The following is an 18,089-nucleotide window of genomic DNA, read 5'->3' as shown; positions in this document are numbered from 1 at the left end:
CTTTACCTTTGGTTATCCTATGTCGATTACAATGAATGTGTTTGTATTAAACTCACAAAATTCTGGATGTCATCGATGCAAGAACAATATCGTCCACAGGACATTGAACAAAAAGTTCAAGAACATTGGGATAACAATAAGACCTTTGTTGTTAGTGAAGACCCTAATAAAGAAAAATTCTACTGTCTCTCCATGTTCCCGTACCCAAGTGGTCGCTTGCACATGGGTCACGTGCGTAACTACACTATCGGTGATGTTATCTCTCGCTACCAGCGCTTACAAGGCAAAAATGTTATGCAGCCAATTGGTTGGGATGCATTTGGCCTGCCAGCAGAGAACGCAGCAGTAAAAAATAACACTGCACCTGCGCCTTGGACATACGAAAACATCGAGTACATGAAGAACCAACTTAAACTATTAGGTTTTGGTTACGATTGGAGCCGTGAATTCGCAACCTGTACTCCTGAGTACTACCGTTGGGAACAAGAGTTCTTCACTAAACTGTATAACAAAGGCCTAGTTTACAAGAAGACATCTTCTGTGAACTGGTGTCCTAACGACCAAACTGTACTTGCGAATGAGCAAGTAGAAGACGGTTGTTGCTGGCGTTGTGATACCCCTGTTGAACAAAAAGAGATTCCACAGTGGTTCATTAAAATTACTGAGTACGCACAAGAGCTACTTGACGATCTTGATACCCTTGATGGTTGGCCTGAAATGGTGAAAACCATGCAGCGTAACTGGATCGGCCGTTCTGAAGGTGTTGAATTAACGTTTAACGTTAAAGGTCAAAACGATTTAGAAGTTTACACCACCCGTCCAGATACCCTAATGGGTGTGACATTTGTTAGCATTGCTGCAGGTCACCCTCTGGCTGCAAAAGCGGCTGAGAACAACCCAGCCCTAGCAACATTTATCGATGAGTGCCGTAACACCAAAGTTGCTGAAGCTGAACTGGCAACAATGGAAAAGAAAGGCATGGATACCGGCTTTACTGCTATCCACCCATTAGATGGTCGTGAAGTACCTGTCTACGTTGCTAACTTCGTATTAATGGATTACGGCACAGGTGCTGTAATGGCGGTTCCAGCTCACGATCAACGTGACTTTGAATTTGCAACCAAATACAACATCGACATCATGGCAGTTATTAAGCCAGAAGACGGTAGCGAATTTGATATCTCTGAAGCTGCATTCACTGACAAAGGTATGTTGTTTAATTCTGGTGAATTTGACGGCCTAAACTTCCAACAAGCGTTTGATGCCATTGCAGCAAAACTTGAAACGGAAGGTAAAGGTAAGAAGACGGTTAACTTCCGTCTTCGTGACTGGGGTGTTTCACGTCAGCGTTACTGGGGTGCACCAATCCCAATGGTAACGACTGAAGATGGTCAAGTACATCCTGTTGCTGCCGATCAACTACCGGTTATTCTTCCAGAAGACGTGGTAATGGATGGCGTAACAAGCCCTATCAAAGCGGATCTAGAGTGGGCTAAAACTACCTTTAACGGCGAACCAGCACTACGTGAAACAGATACCTTTGACACCTTTATGGAGTCATCTTGGTACTACGCACGTTACTGTTCACCACAAGCAGATGATATTTTAGATCCTGCGAAGGCGAATTACTGGCTACCTGTTGATCAATATGTTGGTGGTATTGAACACGCTTGTATGCACCTATTGTACTCACGTTTCTTCCACAAATTGCTACGTGATGCAGGTTACGTAACCTCTGACGAACCGTTTAAGCAACTACTATGTCAAGGCATGGTATTAGCAGATGCGTTCTTCTACACCACAGATAAAGGTGGTAAAGAGTGGGTTGCGCCAACAGATGTAACAGTTGAACGTGATGGCAAAGGCCGTATCACAACAGCGGTTGATTCTAAAGGCCATAATGTTGAACACTCAGGCATGATCAAAATGTCTAAGTCTAAAAACAACGGTATTGACCCACAAGAAATGGTAGACAAATACGGTGCAGATACCGTACGTCTATTTATGATGTTCGCATCACCGGCTGATATGACGCTGGAATGGCAAGAATCTGGCGTTGAAGGTGCAAACCGCTTCCTTAAACGTGTATGGAAACTTGTGCGTGAGCATGCTGAAAAAGGTGAAGCTGAATCAGTAGATACAGCAGCACTAAACAGCGATCAAAAAGCACTTCGCCGTGACATTCATAAAACCATTGCTAAAGTAAGTGATGATATTGGTCGTCGTCAGACATTCAATACCGCCATTGCTGCAATCATGGAATTAATGAACAAGTTAGCGAAAGCGCCACAAGAATCAGCACAAGATCGTGCTATTCTTGATGAAGCACTAAAAGCTATTGTTACTATGCTTTACCCAATGACACCGCATATCTGTTTTGAAATGTGGCAAGCACTGGGTCAAACAGACATTGACCATGCAGTATGGCCACAAGCTGATGCAGCAGCATTAGTTGAAGATGAAAAACTGATCATTGTACAAGTTAACGGTAAACTACGTGCTAAGTTAACGGTAGCGGCAGACGCAACCAAAGAGCAGGTAGAAGCGTTAGCAATGGCTGATGATGGCGTAACTCGCTTCACTGATGGCAACACAGTACGTAAAGTTATTTATGTACCAGGTAAACTGCTAAACATCGTAGCAAACTAATCAAGGTTACTTTGTTTTGTTAGCAAGCCTAATAAAGACAAGTGCCTTAAAGATCCCCGCTTCTGCGGGGATCTTTATAATTATGGTCATATTTAATTTTGCGCCCAGCGCACCTTCTTTTCTTTCAAGGAGCTGACTTTCGTGAAAAGTTTTTTCTCGGCCAACAGCCTAACTCGACTACTTATCATCACTCTTCTCGCGCTTACAACAGCTTCTTGCGGCTTTCATCTTCGTGGTAACTACATGCTACCAGAAGGCATTGCCAAGCTATCGTTAACCAGTTTTGACCCCTACGGCCAATTAACCCGTATGGTAAAATACCAATTTAAACTGCATGGTATTGAAGAAGTAAAACCAGCAGCAACCGTACCAAATCTTAATATCACCAGTGAATCAACTGGCGACAGTACGTTATCGCTATATCAAAATAACGGTAAAGCAGAATACGATTTAACGTTAACGGTTAACTACACTGTGACAATTCCTAATCAAGGCATTGAACAGTTTAGTACTAAAGTCACCCGTACTTTCCTAGATAACCCACTTTCAGCACTTGCAAAATCAGTAGAACGTGATGAATTAGTCAATGTGATGCGTGAACAAGCAGCACAACAAATCATGCGTAAACTGGCGCGTCTGACCACAGTGTTTAATAAAATGGAAGAAGACAAACTCAACGCTGAATTAGACCAAATATTGCATAATCAAAAAGTATCGATTAAAGATGGTAGTACAACCACTATCACCACAACACCTGCGATAATACATAAAAAACAAGATAATAACGCCCGATGAGAGTCTACCCTGAACAACTGACGCAGCAGCTAACAAAAGGCCTGCGTCAGGCTTATTTGTTGTTTGGTAATGAACTATTATTAAAACAAGAAGCGGGCGATAACATAAAGCATATCGCCCATCAACAAGGCTTTCTTGAACGACATAGTTTTACTATCGATAATAGTCTCGATTGGAATGCAGTATTAGATTGCTGCAATGCCATGAGCTTATTTTCAGCACAACAAATTATCGAGCTTGAAATTGCTGAAACTGGATTAAATACCAATCAATCTAAAGCATTACTCGAAGTGATAACGGCGCTAAATCCTGATATTTTATTGATCCTTACCGGTCCTAGAATCAATAAAAAACAAGAAAGCACCAAATGGTTTAAAGCGCTGGATAATATCGGCCTGTATGTGCCTTGCAATACACCAGACCCACGTCAAATGCCGCGTTTTATTCAAGGTCGTTGTCAGTTATTAGGTTTAAAGCCCGATCACGAATCGGTACAAATGCTCGCGCAATGGCATGAGGGTAATTTACTGGCGCTATCGCAAAGTTTGCATAAATTAGTACTATTGTATCCCGATGGCATTCTCACCATCGTACGATTACAAGAAGCATTAAGTCGCCATAATCACTACACGCCATTTCAATTAATTGATGCTTTATTAGCCGGGCAAGCGAAACGAAGCCAACGCATATTGCGTCAATTACAAGCGGAAGGTGTTGAAGCGACTATTTTATTGCGAACATTACAGCGAGAATTAACTCAACTGTATAAAATGCAAGAAATGGGTAAAAAAGGTACGCCACTCAATCTCATCTTTGAACAATTTAGAGTGTGGCAAAACCGCCGTGAAATGTATATTGGGGCGTTACATCGACTGTCTCTAACAACCTTAGTAACGATTATTCATCAACTAACGTTAGTAGAAATTCAAGTCAAAACCGACTATGACACCCAACCATGGTCGGCCTTGAGTTGCTTATGTGCAGAGATGTGCGGTATTCCAACCCACTTACAACCACGAGATTAATATCAATACAGGTCAAAATTGCGACTTTTTGCCAGTTTGAAGCAAATCACTCAACAAACATGCGAAAAAATACCGTCTGAACCTTGTCCGCTTATCGCTGTCTGATAAGAGCATGGTATACTGCGGCACAATTCATGGTCAGTATGTCTATTTGACATTATAGATGCTAGTTATAGCGTCATTCGGCCACTACTATACTAACACTCAAGTGAGGGAATCCCTTTGCAGGTTCAAGAACTACACGATTTCATTGTTGATAAAATTGACGACATTAAAGCACAAGATATCGTAACTATTGATGTTCGCGGTAAATCAAGCATCACCGATTTTATGGTTATTTGTACTGGTACATCTAACCGTCACGTGGCATCTGTTGCTGATCACGTAAATAAAGAATCTAAGCTTGTTGATTTTCCTCCTTTCGGCATCAGTGGCGAAAAAGAAGGTCAATGGGTTATTGTTGATATGGGCGATGTTATGCTTCATATCATGCAAGAAGATGCTCGTGAGCTTTACCAACTGGAGAAGCTTTGGAGCTAATTGACCATGAAGCTTCAACTGATTGCTGTTGGTACTAAAATGCCAAAATGGGTTGAGGAAGGCTATAAAGAATATAGCCGCCGCTTCCCAAAAGATATGCCTCTGGAATTGATTGAAATTTCAGCGGGAAAGCGTGGCAAAAACGCTGATATTCCTCGCATTCTACAAAAAGAAGGCGAAGCCATGTTAGCTGCAGTTGCTAAGGGCAACCGAATTGTTACTCTGGATATTCCCGGTAAACGCTGGGATACAGGACAATTGGCACAACAATTGGATGCATGGAAACTAGACGGACGCGATGTATCAATTTTGATCGGCGGACCTGAAGGACTTTCTCCTGCATGTAAAGCAGCGGCAGAACAAAGCTGGTCATTATCACCATTGACTTTACCACACCCATTGGTGCGCGTGGTAATGGCAGAAAGCTTATACCGTGCATGGAGTGTCACGGCTAACCATCCGTACCACAGGGAATAATCATAAATGAGACAAAAGCGAACCCAGATCCGCGATCATCGCGCTGAGTCGGCATTATTTTTTCGTCGAGCTCTTGTCTCATTTATTGGTATCGCAATACTTGTAGGCCTGCTGCTGTTTAATCTGTTCCATATTCAGGTTGAGCAACATCAGGACTATCAAACCCGCTCAAATGATAATCGCATTAAAATTGTCCCTGTCACCCCTAATCGCGGCCTAATTTACGACCGTAATGGCGTGATCTTAGCGGAAAACAGACCCATTTATAGTCTTGAGATCACCCTAGAAAAAGTCTCTGAACTCGATCAGACTTTTGCCGATCTTAAACAGATCATGGGCATCACTGACGAAGATATTGCCAACTTCCAAAAAGAGCGCCGTCGTACTCGCCGCTTTAAGTCTGTGCCTATTCTTGATCACCTCAATGAAAAGCAAGTTGCACTGTTTTCTGTTAATCAGCATCGCTTGCCTGGTGTAGAAGTAAAAGCACACTTAAAACGCTATTATCCTTACGGTGATACCCTCACCCACGTTTTAGGTTATGTTGCTAAAATTAACGATCGTGACCTTAAAAAACTGGATAAAGAAGGTAAGTTAAGTAATTACAAAGCAACCCGCGACATGGGTAAACTCGGTATCGAGCGTTACTACGAAGAACTATTACATGGTACCTCTGGCTATCAAGAAGTTGAAGTCAACAGCCGCGGTCGTGTTATTCGTACCCTTAAATATATTCCGCCTATTCCAGGTAAAGATATCAAGATCAACATTGATATTAAACTTCAGCAATATGTTCAGAACTTACTTATTGAGCATAAAGTTGATCCTGTTACAGGCAAAGAGATCATTAAACATAAACGTGGCTCAATTGTTGTATTAGACCCTAAAGATGATGCAATTTTAGCCATGGTATCAAGCCCTAGTTACGATCCAAATTTGTTTGTTCGCGGTATCTCAAGTAAAAAATACAACGCCTTGCTCAATAATCCAGATCGTCCATTGGTGAACCGCGTTACGCTGGGTATTTATCCACCCGCATCAACGGTCAAGCCACTGATTGCCGTTGCCGCATTAACCGAAGGGGTGATCACACCCAATACCACCCGTAACGATCCCGGTTGGTGGCAAATCCCTAATTCAACCAGCCGTAAATTCCGTGACTGGTTACGTTGGGGACATGGGCGTGTCAATATTTACAAAGCAATTGAAGAGTCAGTAGATACTTACTTCTATCAAGTTGCTTACGATCTGGGTATTGATCGTCTTTCAACCTGGATGAATAAATTTGGTTATGGCGAATACACAGGCATTGATATTCACGAAGAAAGTAGAGCCAATATGCCAACCCGTGAATGGAAACAAACACGCCACAAACGTCCATGGTATCAAGGTGACACTATTCCTGTGGGCATAGGTCAAGGTTATTGGACGGCAACACCATTACAGATAGCCAAAGCCACATCGGTGTTAGTAAATAGCGGTGTAGTACATCGTCCGCACCTGCTGAAAAATATTATTGATGATAAAGTCGAAGCACCGGCTAAATTTGAAAACTTTCCACCTATCACAGGTGTAGATCCTAAAACATGGGAAATTGCGCGAGAAGGTATGCACCGTGTCCTTTATGGTCACCGAGGTACTGCGCGTAAAGCCTTTTACAACACCCCTTATCAAGCAGGGGGTAAATCAGGATCTGCACAGGTGTTTGGTTTAGCTGAAAACCAAAAATATAACGCTGATGAGTTAGAAGAGCATTTACGTGACCACGCCCTATTTACTGCATTTGCACCGTTTGATAAACCGCAAGTGGTGGTCTCAATGGTATTAGAAAATGCCGGCGGTGGCTCAAGTAATGGTGGTCCAATAGCTCGACAAATATTTGACCATATGCTGATAGAGCCACCAGCCACGGTTCCTTTACAATTAGCGGCACCAACACAAGCTACTGCGGAAGTACGTTAATGAGCATCATGGCAACAACAGGGTCAAAGCCAAGTATAAGTGACCGCTTACATATTGATATCCCCTTGCTATTGGGATTATTAGCCATCATGAGTTTCTCATTGGTGATCATGTACAGTGCCAGTGGTCAAAGCATGCCGATGATGGAACGCCAAGCAATGCGAATGCTGCTGTCACTTGGAGTCATGTTTGTTCTTGCCCAAATTGCACCACGCCGTTATGAAGCATGGGCCCCTTATTTATTTGGTCTTGGACTGATACTGCTCATTAGCGTACTTTCTTTTGGTGAAGTATCTAAAGGCGCACAACGCTGGCTTAACTTAGGCTTTATTCGATTTCAACCATCAGAATTAATCAAACTTGCAGTGCCATTAATGGTGGCACGGTTTATTGGTAACCGTCCGCTCCCGCCCACGTTTACCCATATTTTTGTTGCACTGGTATTAATTTTCACACCAACGATTTTAATTGCCAAACAACCTGACCTTGGCACTTCAATTTTGATTGCCGCATCAGGGATATTTGTTCTGTTTCTGTCAGGAATTAGCTGGCGAGTGATAATTGGTGCATTGGTATTACTCGGTGCCTTTATTCCTGTGTTATGGTTCTTCCTAATGCATGACTACCAACGTACTCGCGTAATGACCTTATTTAATCCCGAATCTGATCCTTTAGGAGCGGGATACCATATAATCCAATCAAAAATAGCTATTGGTTCAGGAGGAATCACTGGTAAAGGCTGGCTTCATGGTACTCAATCACAATTAGAATTTGTTCCTGAACGTAATACTGACTTCATTTTTGCGGTGATCGCCGAAGAATGGGGATTAGCCGGTGTTATCGGTTTACTCGCAATGTATCTGTTTGTATTGGGGCGAGGATTATTACTTGCAAGCCGTGCTCAGACCGCGTTTGGGCGTATGATGGCAGGCAGTATTGTACTTAGTTTTTTTGTTTATATTTTTGTTAATATCGGAATGGTAAGTGGACTATTACCTGTTGTAGGTGTTCCTCTTCCCTTAGTCAGTTATGGTGGTACCTCAATGGTTACTCTCATGGCTGGTTTTGGTATTCTGATGTCTATCCACACTCATAGAAAAATGTTGTCTAAGGCGACCTAATAAATGCGTTCACTATTTGTAGTTTTTTTCCTAATCCTTGCTGGGTGTAGTTCTTCGCCTGAACAAACTCAACAGCCACAAACAAAACCGGATACAACCGCTAAACCTGTTAAAGTGATTAAAATCGTCAAAGTCACCAAACCAAACACTGATGATCCTAACGCTGGACGCTATTCTCTTAAGGATGATCGCGCACCGACAGTCATACCTGATTTTTCAAAAGTAAAATTAGTCACCCCTCATTACGAAGCTTATAGTCGAGGTGGTAATAAAGACTACACTTTACGCGGTAAACGCTACCATATTATTAAGAATCCTAAAGGGTATACCGAAACTGGATTTGCTTCATGGTATGGCGAAAAATTCCATGGCCATAAAACAGCCAATGGTGAAGTGTATAATATGTTTGCGATGACAGCCGCACACAAAACTCTGCCATTACCAAGCTTTGTCCGTGTCACAAATACCTTAAATCATAAATCAGTAATTGTTCGCGTGAACGATCGCGGTCCATTCCATGATGGCCGTATTATTGATTTAAGTATGGCAGCCGCTTCTAAATTAGGCGTGATCAGCTATGGTACTGCTCCGGTAAAAATTGAAGTGCTTACCATTCCGAAGCCATCAACCACTGCCGAAATTAAGAAAGCGCCAATTCCAATTCAATATTTTATTCAATTAGCCGCGGTGAATACCCAACAAAAAGCGGATCAGATGCAACGTGAAGTAAAAAAACGCTACAGCACCAGTGTTGATATTGAAAAAATTGCGAACCGAGCTGTTTTCCGCATTCGATTAGGGCCATTTTTAGATCATAAAGATGCTGATTTATTGCTCGCTCAGGTGAAGAATAAACATTATCCGCAAGCATTCATGATCACTGAAAAACGATAACTGAACCTTATTGTTATTTTATAATCATACTTATTGCCTATAGTTTTTTATTAAAATCATAAAACTATAGGCTTTTTATGGCCTCACCCTATAACAATAGCCTCAATGTTGAGCTTAATCCCCTAATGTCAGAACTTTGGAAACTTCCGTTCAGGCACTGATTGCCAATGTGTTATCTGTTATAGTGAGCCCACTTTTTAGCCACAGATTAATTAAAGTTAAATATATCATGAAGAAAACAGCTGTGCTTTTCCGTTCTGTAGCCATCTCCGCCACTCTGCTGGCTTCAGCTACTGTTGCTGCATCACCAGCAGTAGTACCTGAAGCTCCACAAATTGCGGCTAAAGGTTATGTTCTTATTGACTACAACTCAGGCAAAATCATTGCTGGTCATAACCAAAATGAAAAATTAGCGCCTGCAAGCCTAACAAAAATCATGACCAGCTATGTGATTGGTCAAGAAATTAAAAATGGCAATATCTCTCCCAACGATAATGTCGTTATCAGTAAAAATGCTTGGGCGAAGAACTTCCCTGGCTCTTCTAAGATGTTCTTAGAAGTGGGTAAAACCGTAAAAGTATCTGATCTTAACCGCGGTATTATTGTTGATTCAGGTAATGATGCCTGTGTTGCAATGGCTGAACATGTTGCAGGTTCACAGCAAGCATTCGTTGAGTTAATGAATAGCTGGGCAAAAAATCTGAAGATGAAATCGACTCACTTTACTAATGTTCATGGTTTAGATAATCCAGACTTGTACACAACCCCTTATGATCTTTCTATTCTTACACGTGCGCTTATTCATGATTTACCCAATGAATTTAAGATCTACGATGAAAAATCATTTACTTATAACGGTATCACGCAATACAACCGTAATGGTTTATTGTGGGATCAAAGCATGCACGTTGATGGTCTAAAAACAGGCCATACTAATAATGCAGGTTACAGTTTGGTAAGTACTGCCACTGAAGGCAACATGCGTCTTATTTCAGTGGTAATGGGAACGGCAAGTAAACATGCGCGTCTTGCTGAAAGTAAGAAACTATTAACCTATGGTTTCCGTTTCTTCACAACCTTAACGCCATATAAGAAAGATCAAACATTTGTGACTGAAAAAGTCTGGATGGGTGATACAGATAAAGTCGATCTTGGTGTTAATGAAAATACTTACGTTACGATTCCACGTAGCCAAGCAAAAGATTTAAAAGCAAGCTTCGTGTTAACTAAAGAATTAAAAGCGCCAATTCAAAAAGGCGAAGTAATGGGTACGCTTTATTACCGTCTAGGTGATACTGATATTGCTCAATACCCTTTAGTGGCACTTACTGAAGTAAAACAAGGCAACTTTTTTAGCCGCTTAGTTGATTATGTAACAATGCTGGTACAAAGCTGGTTCTAAAGCTTAATTGCAAGCAAAAACACTCATAAAAGAAGCGGCCAATGGCGGCTTCTTTTGCTTTTCAAGCTTGCATACACATTTTCCAATAACCAAGATAATCACAACCTTGTTTTCCAACTACTGACGCATTAAGATGCCTGCATATTACCGTGATTTGTGATCTATACCACGGTGTAAAGCCAGAGAAACCTGAACCTTGGAGTTCTATTATGCAAGATTTAAATAAAGAGCAACCAAAACTTAAAGATCTACTTGAATTCCCTTGTAGCTTTGCCTTTAAAGTTATGGGTGAGAATAAGCCAGAATTGGCTGATCGTGTTGTTGAAGTTATTCAAAAAACAATCCCTGGTGATTACGTTCCAACGACAAAGCCAAGCAGTAAAGGGACTTATACCGCAGTCTCTGTAACGGTTAATGCTACTAATATTGAACAGATTGAAACACTATATAAAGAACTTGGCGCGATCGATATCGTGCGTGTTGTTCTATAATAGCAAGTCAGATGGCGGCTTCTTATAAGTCGCCATTCTTTTTTATCCCCCCCCCCTTCTTTTTACGCATTTCTTGCTATTTTTCCTCTATTTTCACTTCACCACATAACTCTTAAAACTATTAATAAGCCCTGAATAACGGGTTAATCATGCATCTTTGAACAGTTTAGGTATAATGGTCTGGTTCACAGCCAGTAAATGGCGCTTTGCGTTATATCAATAAATAGGCACAAATTTGCAAAAATCTCTTATTATTAGAAATATGGGCCGTTGTGATTACCAAACCACCTTTGATGCTATGCATCAATTCACCAATGACCGCACTGATAACTCAGTCGATGAAGTATGGTTGGTTGAACATCACCCCGTCTTTACTCAAGGTCAAGCTGGCAAGGAAGAACATCTACTCAACACAGGTGAAATTCCCGTCGTCCAAAGTGATCGTGGAGGTCAGGTGACATATCATGGTCCAGGTCAGCAAGTTGCTTATATATTGATTAACTTACGCAGAAAAAAACTCAGTGTTCGTGACCTAGTCAGCCACATCGAAAACACAATTATAAATACACTATCTCAATTTGGGATTACATCTAATGCTCGCCCTGATGCACCAGGTGTCTATGTCGACAATCGCAAGATATGTTCATTAGGATTACGCATCAGACGCGGCTGCTCTTTTCATGGTCTGGCACTTAATATAAATATGGATTTGGCCCCATTCCAACGTATCAACCCTTGTGGCTACGCTGGAATGGAAATGACGCAAACAGCATCATTAAACGGCCCGAGTGAACTGATGGAAGTTCAGCCGGTACTCATTGAAGAATTAACAAAATTACTCGACTACTCACAAGTCGAGTGGATGACGGAAAGCAATCAACTATGAGCAAACCAATTAAAATTGAACAAGGCGTTAAATACCGTGATGCAGATAAAATGGCATTAATTCCGGTACGTAATGTAGCCCAAGAAGAAGCACCCAAAGACGTGTTACGTAAGCCTTCATGGATGAAAATAAAACTGCCATCTGACAGTAAGCGCATTCAAGAAATAAAATCAGCCCTACGCAAAAATAACCTGCATTCTGTTTGTGAAGAAGCATCATGCCCAAATTTGGCTGAGTGTTTTAACCATGGCACCGCTACCTTTATGATTTTAGGTGCCATTTGTACACGCCGTTGCCCGTTTTGTGATGTTGCCCATGGTCGTCCATTAGCACCTAATGCTGAAGAGCCAAGTCATTTAGCTCAAACCATTGCGGATATGAAATTACGCTATGTGGTTGTAACATCTGTAGACCGTGATGATCTTCGTGATGGTGGCGCACAACATTTTGTTGATTGTATTAATGCCATTAGAGCTAAAAGCCCACAAATTCATATTGAAACCCTAGTGCCTGATTTCCGTGGTCGTATGGATCGCGCACTGGATATTTTTCAAGATACAGCGCCAGATGTATTTAACCATAACCTAGAAACTGCACCACGCTTATACCGTAAGGCACGTCCTGGAGCAAACTATCAATGGTCATTGGATTTATTAAAGAAATTTAAAGAAATCCACCCAACAGTACCAACAAAATCAGGCGTTATGATGGGACTGGGTGAAACCAAAGAAGAAATAATTCAAGTTCTAAAAGATTTGCGCGCTCATGGCGTTACTATGCTAACCCTTGGTCAATACCTTGCACCAAGTCGTCATCACTTACCGGTTGAACGTTACGTGCCGCCTGAAGAGTTTGACGAGCTAAAACAAATTGCACTTGATCTTGGTTTTACACATGCGGCTTGTGGTCCATTTGTACGTTCGTCTTACCATGCCGACTTACAAGCTCAAGGTGTCGAAATTAAATAATGAATTAATTCGTTCATTAATTTCCATAAAAAAACCGCTTTAGTCTGCACTAAAGCGGTTTTTTAACAACTAAACCACAAGGTTAATTATTTAGCAAAAGCAGCGCCAAATACAGGAGCAATAGAATCTAATACAGAAACTGTTACTGGCTTACCTTCGTTATCAGTAATGTTCAATGATGTACGATTACCTAGATCACCAACTAAAATACGATATTTGTCATTGGTTAAATTCATCGGCTTCGTACCTAACTGAGTCCAAAACGCATCATCAGGTTGACGGTATTTAACTTCAATTAGACCTTGTGAACGATTACGATCTTCAATAGTAAAGCCTAACTGTTGTAGCATTGCAGGTAAGCGTTCCCACATATCTTCATACGACGCACGCGCAATAATAATCGGTAAACCACTACGATCGGTTCCCATTACTACTGGAATGTTTTTCAATTGCTCAGCTGCCGCTAAACGCGCTTGCTCACGAGCCATATTGTCGTACTTAGACATCACTAAATTGGTCATTAAAATGCTGTAGCGACGCTTATTATCTGTACTAACTGGTTTCACATCACCATTTTCACGCCAATCAGTTAGCGTAATACGGTAGCTATTAATGTTAGGCGTTTTTTCTATCGTGTAACGGCTACTGATCTTGGTATCTTCGTCATCATTAGTCCAAGAAACCCAATCAGTATCAATACGATCAGCGCTTTGTTTTATAATACCGACATTATTATCTGTGATCAGCTTTTGTGTCACACGCCAGATCTTCATCAGATCATTTGACGATGGCATAAACAAGGTTACGCCTTGTTGATCAATCGCAGAAGTGACTCCTGGAATCAATTCTAGCACTTGTAGTGGTGGACGAATATCAACCTTAGTGCCCACTTCGCCTTTATAAACCTGTTGCGGGATCGCATAGTTAGTATTACTAAAGGGTTGAGCCCCTGCCGGCAACGTCCAACTCTCAAGCGATGGCGTATTAAGATAATTAAAATCTTGCGCTGCCTGTCGACGACTATCCGTACCACTAGAACATGCGGTAATCGTTGTCACTACGACGGCGGCTAATGCTAGCCGGTATTTATAATTCATTTATGCTCCTGCGCTCCTAGATTGTTACAACCACGAATGAATAACTACGTATTATAATACGTTAGCATCAATAAGTGCTTGTTTAACAACAGGCTGCTGTGATTCGCTTAAAACAGTAAGCGGAAGTCGTAAGTTATCGTGTTCAATTAACCCCATTTGATGAGCAGCCCACTTAACGGGAATCGGGTTAGCTTCAACAAACAGTTTGGTGTGTAACGGCATTAAACGTTGATTGATCTCTTGAGCCGCATCAATGTTACCTTCTAAAGCAAGGTTAAACATTGTCGCCATTTCTGCTGCAACAATATTTGCAGTAACAGAAATAACGCCATGACCACCTTCAGCAACAAAATCAACCGCAGTTGCATCATCACCGCTTAGTTGGATAAAATCTGCGCCACAAAGTTCCCGTGTTTTTTTAACGCGAGTAATATCACCGGTTGCGTCTTTAATACCAATAATGTTGTCAAGTTTTGCTAAACGAGCAACAGTTTCAGGCAATAAATCAACCGCAGTACGACCCGGTACATTATATAAGATTTGTGGTATATCCGTCGATTCAGCAATGGCTTTATAGTGTTGGTATAAACCTTCTTGGGTTGGTTTATTATAGTATGGTGTCACACTTAAACAGGCAGCAATTCCCGTACCAGAAAACAGTTTAGTAATGGTTATTGCTTCATGGGTTGCATTTGCACCCGTACCTGCAATAACAGGAATACGCCCATCAACATACTCTAATGTTTTTAAAACAACTTTAATGTGTTCGTCAACGGTTAGTGTTGTTGATTCACCTGTTGTTCCCACGGCAATAATTGCAGTTGTACCTGCTGCAATGTGGTAATCGACCAATTTCTTAAGGCCGATATAATCAACTTCGCCTGAAGGATCAAATGGTGTTAATAGTGCTACCATGCTTCCTGAAAACATGTCTGTCTCCCCTGTTTTATATATCGTAACAATTCTAAACTAACAACATTAACAACCAATCATTAAAAATGGTTACGGTATATAGCTAGTTAATAAGTCATGGTACTTTTGCATGGCTATAAACTCAAGCAAAGGGTGACTGAAAACCGTTAACTGACGCGCTTTATCGTATTCATGTTAAGCCCATCAGCAATGTTTTACGTATCTTATCCCTAAAAATGTTTTTTTTGAGTCATTATTATTGTTAACCCTACAATTATAATAAAAAATTTTGTGATTATTGATGGTGAATTGCACTCATTGGAATAATGAGTCTGTGCTAACATGCTAGTAATGATCACGAAAATATGGCGCTAAATATGGAACATTACCTCGTAATAACAGCTGTAGGTACTGACCGCCCAGGTATCACCGATGAGATAACCCATCTTGTCGCAAACAGTGGCTGTAATATCATTGATAGTCGAATTGCTCTTTTTGGCTCAGAATTCACCCTGATTATGTTACTTTCAGGCAATAGCAATGCGATCTCAAGAATCGAGTCTACATTGCCCCTTAAAGGCCAAGAACACGACTTAATCACGGTAATGAAACGCACCAATAAACATATTTCTCGTTTCTTTCCATACACGGCTGATTTTCATATTGAAGCAAAAGATAGCCCAGGGTTGATTAAGCATTTCACGCATTTTATTGCGAGTCGCAAGATTGATATTTCAACCCTGAGTGCCAATACGATTGAAAATGGCCATGATGATATCGACAATAAATTAGTCCTTCAAATCAGTACTAATTTACCTGAAGATTGTAATTTAATGAGTCTACAAGAAGAATATGAAGCACTCTGTAAGCAGCTCAATGCTCACGGCACAGTCAACTTTATAGGTCATCACTGATATTATTCTCTTTCAACAGTCCACCATAACAACACATTTAAATTTGTGTTTATAACTTATTAATAAGGACCGCTGCATGAATACATTAACACCGGGAATGCTCGCCCCCGCTTTTACCTTACTTAACCAAGATAACCAGCCCATCAGTTTACGTGACTTTGCGGGTAAGAAAGTATTGGCTTATTTCTATCCTAAAGCAATGACACCTGGCTGTACGGTTCAAGCTTGTGGCTTACGTGATAGCAAAGCCGAACTCGATGCACATAACGTGGTTGTTTTAGGCATCAGTATTGATCCCGTTAAGCGGTTACCTAAATTTATTGAACGAGACAATCTTAACTTCACCTTATTATCAGATGAAGATCATGCAGTGGCTGATCAATTTGGTGTTTGGGGTGAGAAAAAGTTCATGGGTAAAGTGTACGATGGTTTGCACCGCATCAGCTTCTTAATTGATGAGCATGGCAAAATTGAGCACGTATTTAATAAATTTAAAACCAAAGATCATCATCAAGTAGTGTTGGATTACCTTAATCAGTAATATTGTTATAACGCTCCTTAAATAAAAAAGGCCAATCAAGGCCTTTTTTATTTATGGTTATTTGTATCAAGCCGTTTTAATAACTCACTGGTGGGACAGTTTCTTTCATTACTAATGCGCCCCACACAGCTTTGACTAAAGTTGCTAATGGAATCGCAAAGAAGACGCCCCAGAATCCCCACAGACCACCAAACACCAACACTGCAACTATAATTGCCACAGGGTGTAAATTAACCGCCTCAGAAAACAGCACGGGGACTAAAACATTACCATCTAATGCTTGAACAATACCGTATGCTGCAAGTAACCACCAGAACTCAGGTGTCCATCCCCATTGGAATAAACCAACCATCGCAACAGGTATTGTAACGGCAGCGGCACCGATATAAGGAATTAAAACGGATAAGCCGACTAACACACCAAGTAAGGCTGCATATTGAAGCCCCATCACCATAAACACGATATAACTGGCGATACCAACAATAAAAATTTCAATCACTTTGCCACGAATATAATTAGAGATTTGCTGATTCATCTCAGCACTCACTTTACTCGCTAAACGACGATTACTCGGTAAAACGTCAATAAATGAACGTAAAATCGTGTCTTTATCTTTCAATAAAAAGAATATTAATAATGGCACTAAAATCAAATAGACACCAAGAGTAGCTAAGCTCACTAATGAAGAAAGAGATCCTTTAACGACACTGCCGCCAACGGCTAATACTTTTTCACGTAAAGTATCGGTTAATACTGTCACTTGGTGTGGCTGTACAAAATCAGGATAACGTTCAGGTAAACTTGAGACATAAACCTGTAAATCATTAAACATTTTTGGTACATCAGCACTTAAATTGGTAATTTGATGCCAGATAGTGGGTACTAAACCAAATAAAGCCAATACCATTAATCCAGCAAAGATAATCAGCACGATAGCAACGGAAATTGTTCGCGGTAAGCCCCATTGAGTAAGGCGAGCAACAGGTGATTCAAGCAGATACGCTAACACAATCGCAACCAACAATGGCGTGATTAACCCACCAAAGAAATACAAGGTTAAAAAAGCACCGGCTAAAATGATCATTAAACTCACAGCATGAGGATCAGAGAATCGGCGCTGATACCAATTTTTAAACATATGCAGCATGAAAATTACAGTCCTTTTTTCACAATAATAACCAGCTGATAGGTATTTTCAGCCTGTATATCAAGAATAAATCCATTGTTTTTTAAATAACGAATAATATCCATTTGAGTGCCGTCGGCTAAAACCTTAATTTCAAGTTTCTGGGTCGACAATAAATCGCGACATTCTCGCTTTACCATCAATAATGCTAATGGACAACGGTGAGCCATGAGATCAAGTGTTAGGATTTCCATTCCAATTGCGTGACAGTGATTATCCATTATCGTAT

The 18,089-nt window shown here is 40.9% G+C and carries 18 protein-coding genes; 14 read left to right on the top strand and 4 right to left on the bottom strand.

The window, feature by feature from the left end; genetic code table 11:
• Window positions 1-75 precede the first annotated feature (75 nt).
• From leuS to lipA, 12 genes are all read left to right on the top strand, one after another.
• A complete protein-coding gene (leuS, locus tag ACJZU6_RS05140; RefSeq protein ID WP_327780210.1) occupies window positions 76-2,649 on the top strand; it encodes a leucine--tRNA ligase in 2,574 nt (857 codons plus the stop codon).
• Window positions 2,650-2,790: 141 nt separating this feature from the next.
• On the top strand, window positions 2,791-3,444 hold the full coding sequence (gene lptE, locus ACJZU6_RS05135; protein ID WP_408900735.1) for an LPS assembly lipoprotein LptE: 654 nt from the start codon (window positions 2,791-2,793) through the stop codon (window positions 3,442-3,444).
• Window positions 3,441-4,469, top strand: a complete 1,029-nt coding sequence (gene holA / locus ACJZU6_RS05130; protein ID WP_408900734.1) for a DNA polymerase III subunit delta — start codon at window positions 3,441-3,443, stop codon at window positions 4,467-4,469. Before lptE ends, holA begins: the two co-directional genes overlap by 4 nt.
• Before the next feature lie 222 nt (window positions 4,470-4,691).
• On the top strand, window positions 4,692-5,009 hold the full coding sequence (gene rsfS, locus ACJZU6_RS05125; RefSeq protein ID WP_107277083.1) for a ribosome silencing factor: 318 nt from the start codon (window positions 4,692-4,694) through the stop codon (window positions 5,007-5,009).
• Window positions 5,010-5,015: 6 nt separating this feature from the next.
• The gene (gene rlmH / locus ACJZU6_RS05120) at window positions 5,016-5,486 is read left to right on the top strand and encodes a 23S rRNA (pseudouridine(1915)-N(3))-methyltransferase RlmH (RefSeq protein WP_061000179.1); all 471 of its coding nucleotides are present in this window, start codon (window positions 5,016-5,018) and stop codon (window positions 5,484-5,486) included.
• A 6-nt stretch (window positions 5,487-5,492) separates the two neighbouring features.
• Window positions 5,493-7,448 (top strand): penicillin-binding protein 2, encoded by a 1,956-nt coding sequence (gene mrdA / locus ACJZU6_RS05115; RefSeq protein ID WP_080158121.1) that lies wholly within the window; start codon window positions 5,493-5,495, stop codon window positions 7,446-7,448.
• A complete protein-coding gene (gene rodA, locus ACJZU6_RS05110) occupies window positions 7,448-8,569 on the top strand; it encodes a rod shape-determining protein RodA (protein WP_408900733.1) in 1,122 nt (373 codons plus the stop codon). The genes mrdA and rodA overlap by 1 nt, the downstream gene beginning before the upstream one ends.
• A gap of 3 nt (window positions 8,570-8,572) precedes the next feature.
• Window positions 8,573-9,463 (top strand): septal ring lytic transglycosylase RlpA family protein, encoded by an 891-nt coding sequence (locus ACJZU6_RS05105; protein WP_080158123.1) that lies wholly within the window; start codon window positions 8,573-8,575, stop codon window positions 9,461-9,463.
• Between the two features lie 229 nt (window positions 9,464-9,692).
• Window positions 9,693-10,865, top strand: a complete 1,173-nt coding sequence (locus tag ACJZU6_RS05100; protein ID WP_080158124.1) for a serine hydrolase — start codon at window positions 9,693-9,695, stop codon at window positions 10,863-10,865.
• Window positions 10,866-11,074: 209 nt separating this feature from the next.
• The gene (gene ybeD, locus ACJZU6_RS05095) at window positions 11,075-11,356 is read left to right on the top strand and encodes a DUF493 family protein YbeD (RefSeq protein ID WP_061000189.1); all 282 of its coding nucleotides are present in this window, start codon (window positions 11,075-11,077) and stop codon (window positions 11,354-11,356) included.
• 235 nt (window positions 11,357-11,591) lie between these two features.
• Window positions 11,592-12,242, top strand: coding sequence for a lipoyl(octanoyl) transferase LipB (gene lipB / locus ACJZU6_RS05090; protein ID WP_080158125.1), 651 nt, complete (start codon window positions 11,592-11,594; stop codon window positions 12,240-12,242).
• Window positions 12,239-13,210, top strand: a complete 972-nt coding sequence (lipA, locus tag ACJZU6_RS05085) for a lipoyl synthase (RefSeq protein ID WP_080158126.1) — start codon at window positions 12,239-12,241, stop codon at window positions 13,208-13,210. The genes lipB and lipA overlap by 4 nt, the downstream gene beginning before the upstream one ends.
• Window positions 13,211-13,296: 86 nt before the next feature.
• Here lipA and bamC read toward each other — a convergent pair whose 3' ends face one another.
• Together bamC and dapA are read right to left on the bottom strand one after the other, a co-directional pair.
• Entirely contained in the window at window positions 13,297-14,307 is a 1,011-nt protein-coding gene (gene bamC, locus ACJZU6_RS05080) for an outer membrane protein assembly factor BamC (protein WP_080158127.1), read from the bottom strand.
• A 51-nt stretch (window positions 14,308-14,358) separates the two neighbouring features.
• The gene (gene dapA, locus ACJZU6_RS05075) at window positions 14,359-15,237 is read right to left on the bottom strand and encodes a 4-hydroxy-tetrahydrodipicolinate synthase (RefSeq protein ID WP_080158128.1); all 879 of its coding nucleotides are present in this window, start codon (window positions 15,235-15,237) and stop codon (window positions 14,359-14,361) included.
• Window positions 15,238-15,596: 359 nt separating this feature from the next.
• Here dapA and ACJZU6_RS05070 point away from each other — a divergent pair, with 359 nt between their 5' ends.
• Both ACJZU6_RS05070 and bcp read left to right on the top strand, forming a co-directional pair.
• Window positions 15,597-16,133 carry an ACT domain-containing protein gene (locus ACJZU6_RS05070; protein ID WP_080158129.1) on the top strand — a complete coding sequence of 179 codons (537 nt, stop codon included), beginning with the start codon at window positions 15,597-15,599 and terminating at the stop codon, window positions 16,131-16,133.
• A gap of 76 nt (window positions 16,134-16,209) precedes the next feature.
• Window positions 16,210-16,674, top strand: a complete 465-nt coding sequence (bcp, locus tag ACJZU6_RS05065; RefSeq protein WP_080158130.1) for a thioredoxin-dependent thiol peroxidase — start codon at window positions 16,210-16,212, stop codon at window positions 16,672-16,674.
• A 76-nt stretch (window positions 16,675-16,750) separates the two neighbouring features.
• Here the strand turns inward: bcp and ACJZU6_RS05060 are convergent, their stop codons facing one another.
• Window positions 16,751-17,821 carry an AI-2E family transporter gene (locus tag ACJZU6_RS05060; RefSeq protein ID WP_080158131.1) on the bottom strand — a complete coding sequence of 357 codons (1,071 nt, stop codon included), beginning with the start codon at window positions 17,819-17,821 and terminating at the stop codon, window positions 16,751-16,753.
• Between the two features lie 5 nt (window positions 17,822-17,826).
• Window positions 17,827-18,081, bottom strand: coding sequence for a sulfurtransferase TusA family protein (locus tag ACJZU6_RS05055; protein WP_235865941.1), 255 nt, complete (start codon window positions 18,079-18,081; stop codon window positions 17,827-17,829).
• Window positions 18,082-18,089 lie beyond the last annotated feature (8 nt).

It is taken from the genome of Photobacterium piscicola, from assembly GCF_046058925.1.
In the GTDB taxonomy this organism is placed as follows: domain Bacteria; phylum Pseudomonadota; class Gammaproteobacteria; order Enterobacterales; family Vibrionaceae; genus Photobacterium; species Photobacterium piscicola.
The sequence above is the reverse complement of the archived record's forward strand: the minus strand, read 5'-3'. Positions and strand labels throughout refer to the sequence as shown.

Coding starts and splice junctions, on each gene's coding strand:
- ACJZU6_RS05070 (WP_080158129.1), top strand. CDS start 15,597: ATGGAACATTACCTCGTAATAACAGCTGTAGGTACTGACCGCCCAGGT.
- rodA (WP_408900733.1), top strand. CDS start 7,448: ATGAGCATCATGGCAACAACAGGGTCAAAGCCAAGTATAAGTGACCGC.
- ACJZU6_RS05055 (WP_235865941.1), bottom strand. CDS start 18,081: ATGGATAATCACTGTCACGCAATTGGAATGGAAATCCTAACACTTGAT.
- ACJZU6_RS05060 (WP_080158131.1), bottom strand. CDS start 17,821: ATGCTGCATATGTTTAAAAATTGGTATCAGCGCCGATTCTCTGATCCT.
- ybeD (WP_061000189.1), top strand. CDS start 11,075: ATGCAAGATTTAAATAAAGAGCAACCAAAACTTAAAGATCTACTTGAA.
- rlmH (WP_061000179.1), top strand. CDS start 5,016: ATGAAGCTTCAACTGATTGCTGTTGGTACTAAAATGCCAAAATGGGTT.
- lipA (WP_080158126.1), top strand. CDS start 12,239: ATGAGCAAACCAATTAAAATTGAACAAGGCGTTAAATACCGTGATGCA.
- ACJZU6_RS05105 (WP_080158123.1), top strand. CDS start 8,573: ATGCGTTCACTATTTGTAGTTTTTTTCCTAATCCTTGCTGGGTGTAGT.
- holA (WP_408900734.1), top strand. CDS start 3,441: ATGAGAGTCTACCCTGAACAACTGACGCAGCAGCTAACAAAAGGCCTG.
- bamC (WP_080158127.1), bottom strand. CDS start 14,307: ATGAATTATAAATACCGGCTAGCATTAGCCGCCGTCGTAGTGACAACG.
- ACJZU6_RS05100 (WP_080158124.1), top strand. CDS start 9,693: ATGAAGAAAACAGCTGTGCTTTTCCGTTCTGTAGCCATCTCCGCCACT.
- bcp (WP_080158130.1), top strand. CDS start 16,210: ATGAATACATTAACACCGGGAATGCTCGCCCCCGCTTTTACCTTACTT.
- mrdA (WP_080158121.1), top strand. CDS start 5,493: ATGAGACAAAAGCGAACCCAGATCCGCGATCATCGCGCTGAGTCGGCA.
- leuS (WP_327780210.1), top strand. CDS start 76: ATGCAAGAACAATATCGTCCACAGGACATTGAACAAAAAGTTCAAGAA.
- dapA (WP_080158128.1), bottom strand. CDS start 15,237: ATGTTTTCAGGAAGCATGGTAGCACTATTAACACCATTTGATCCTTCA.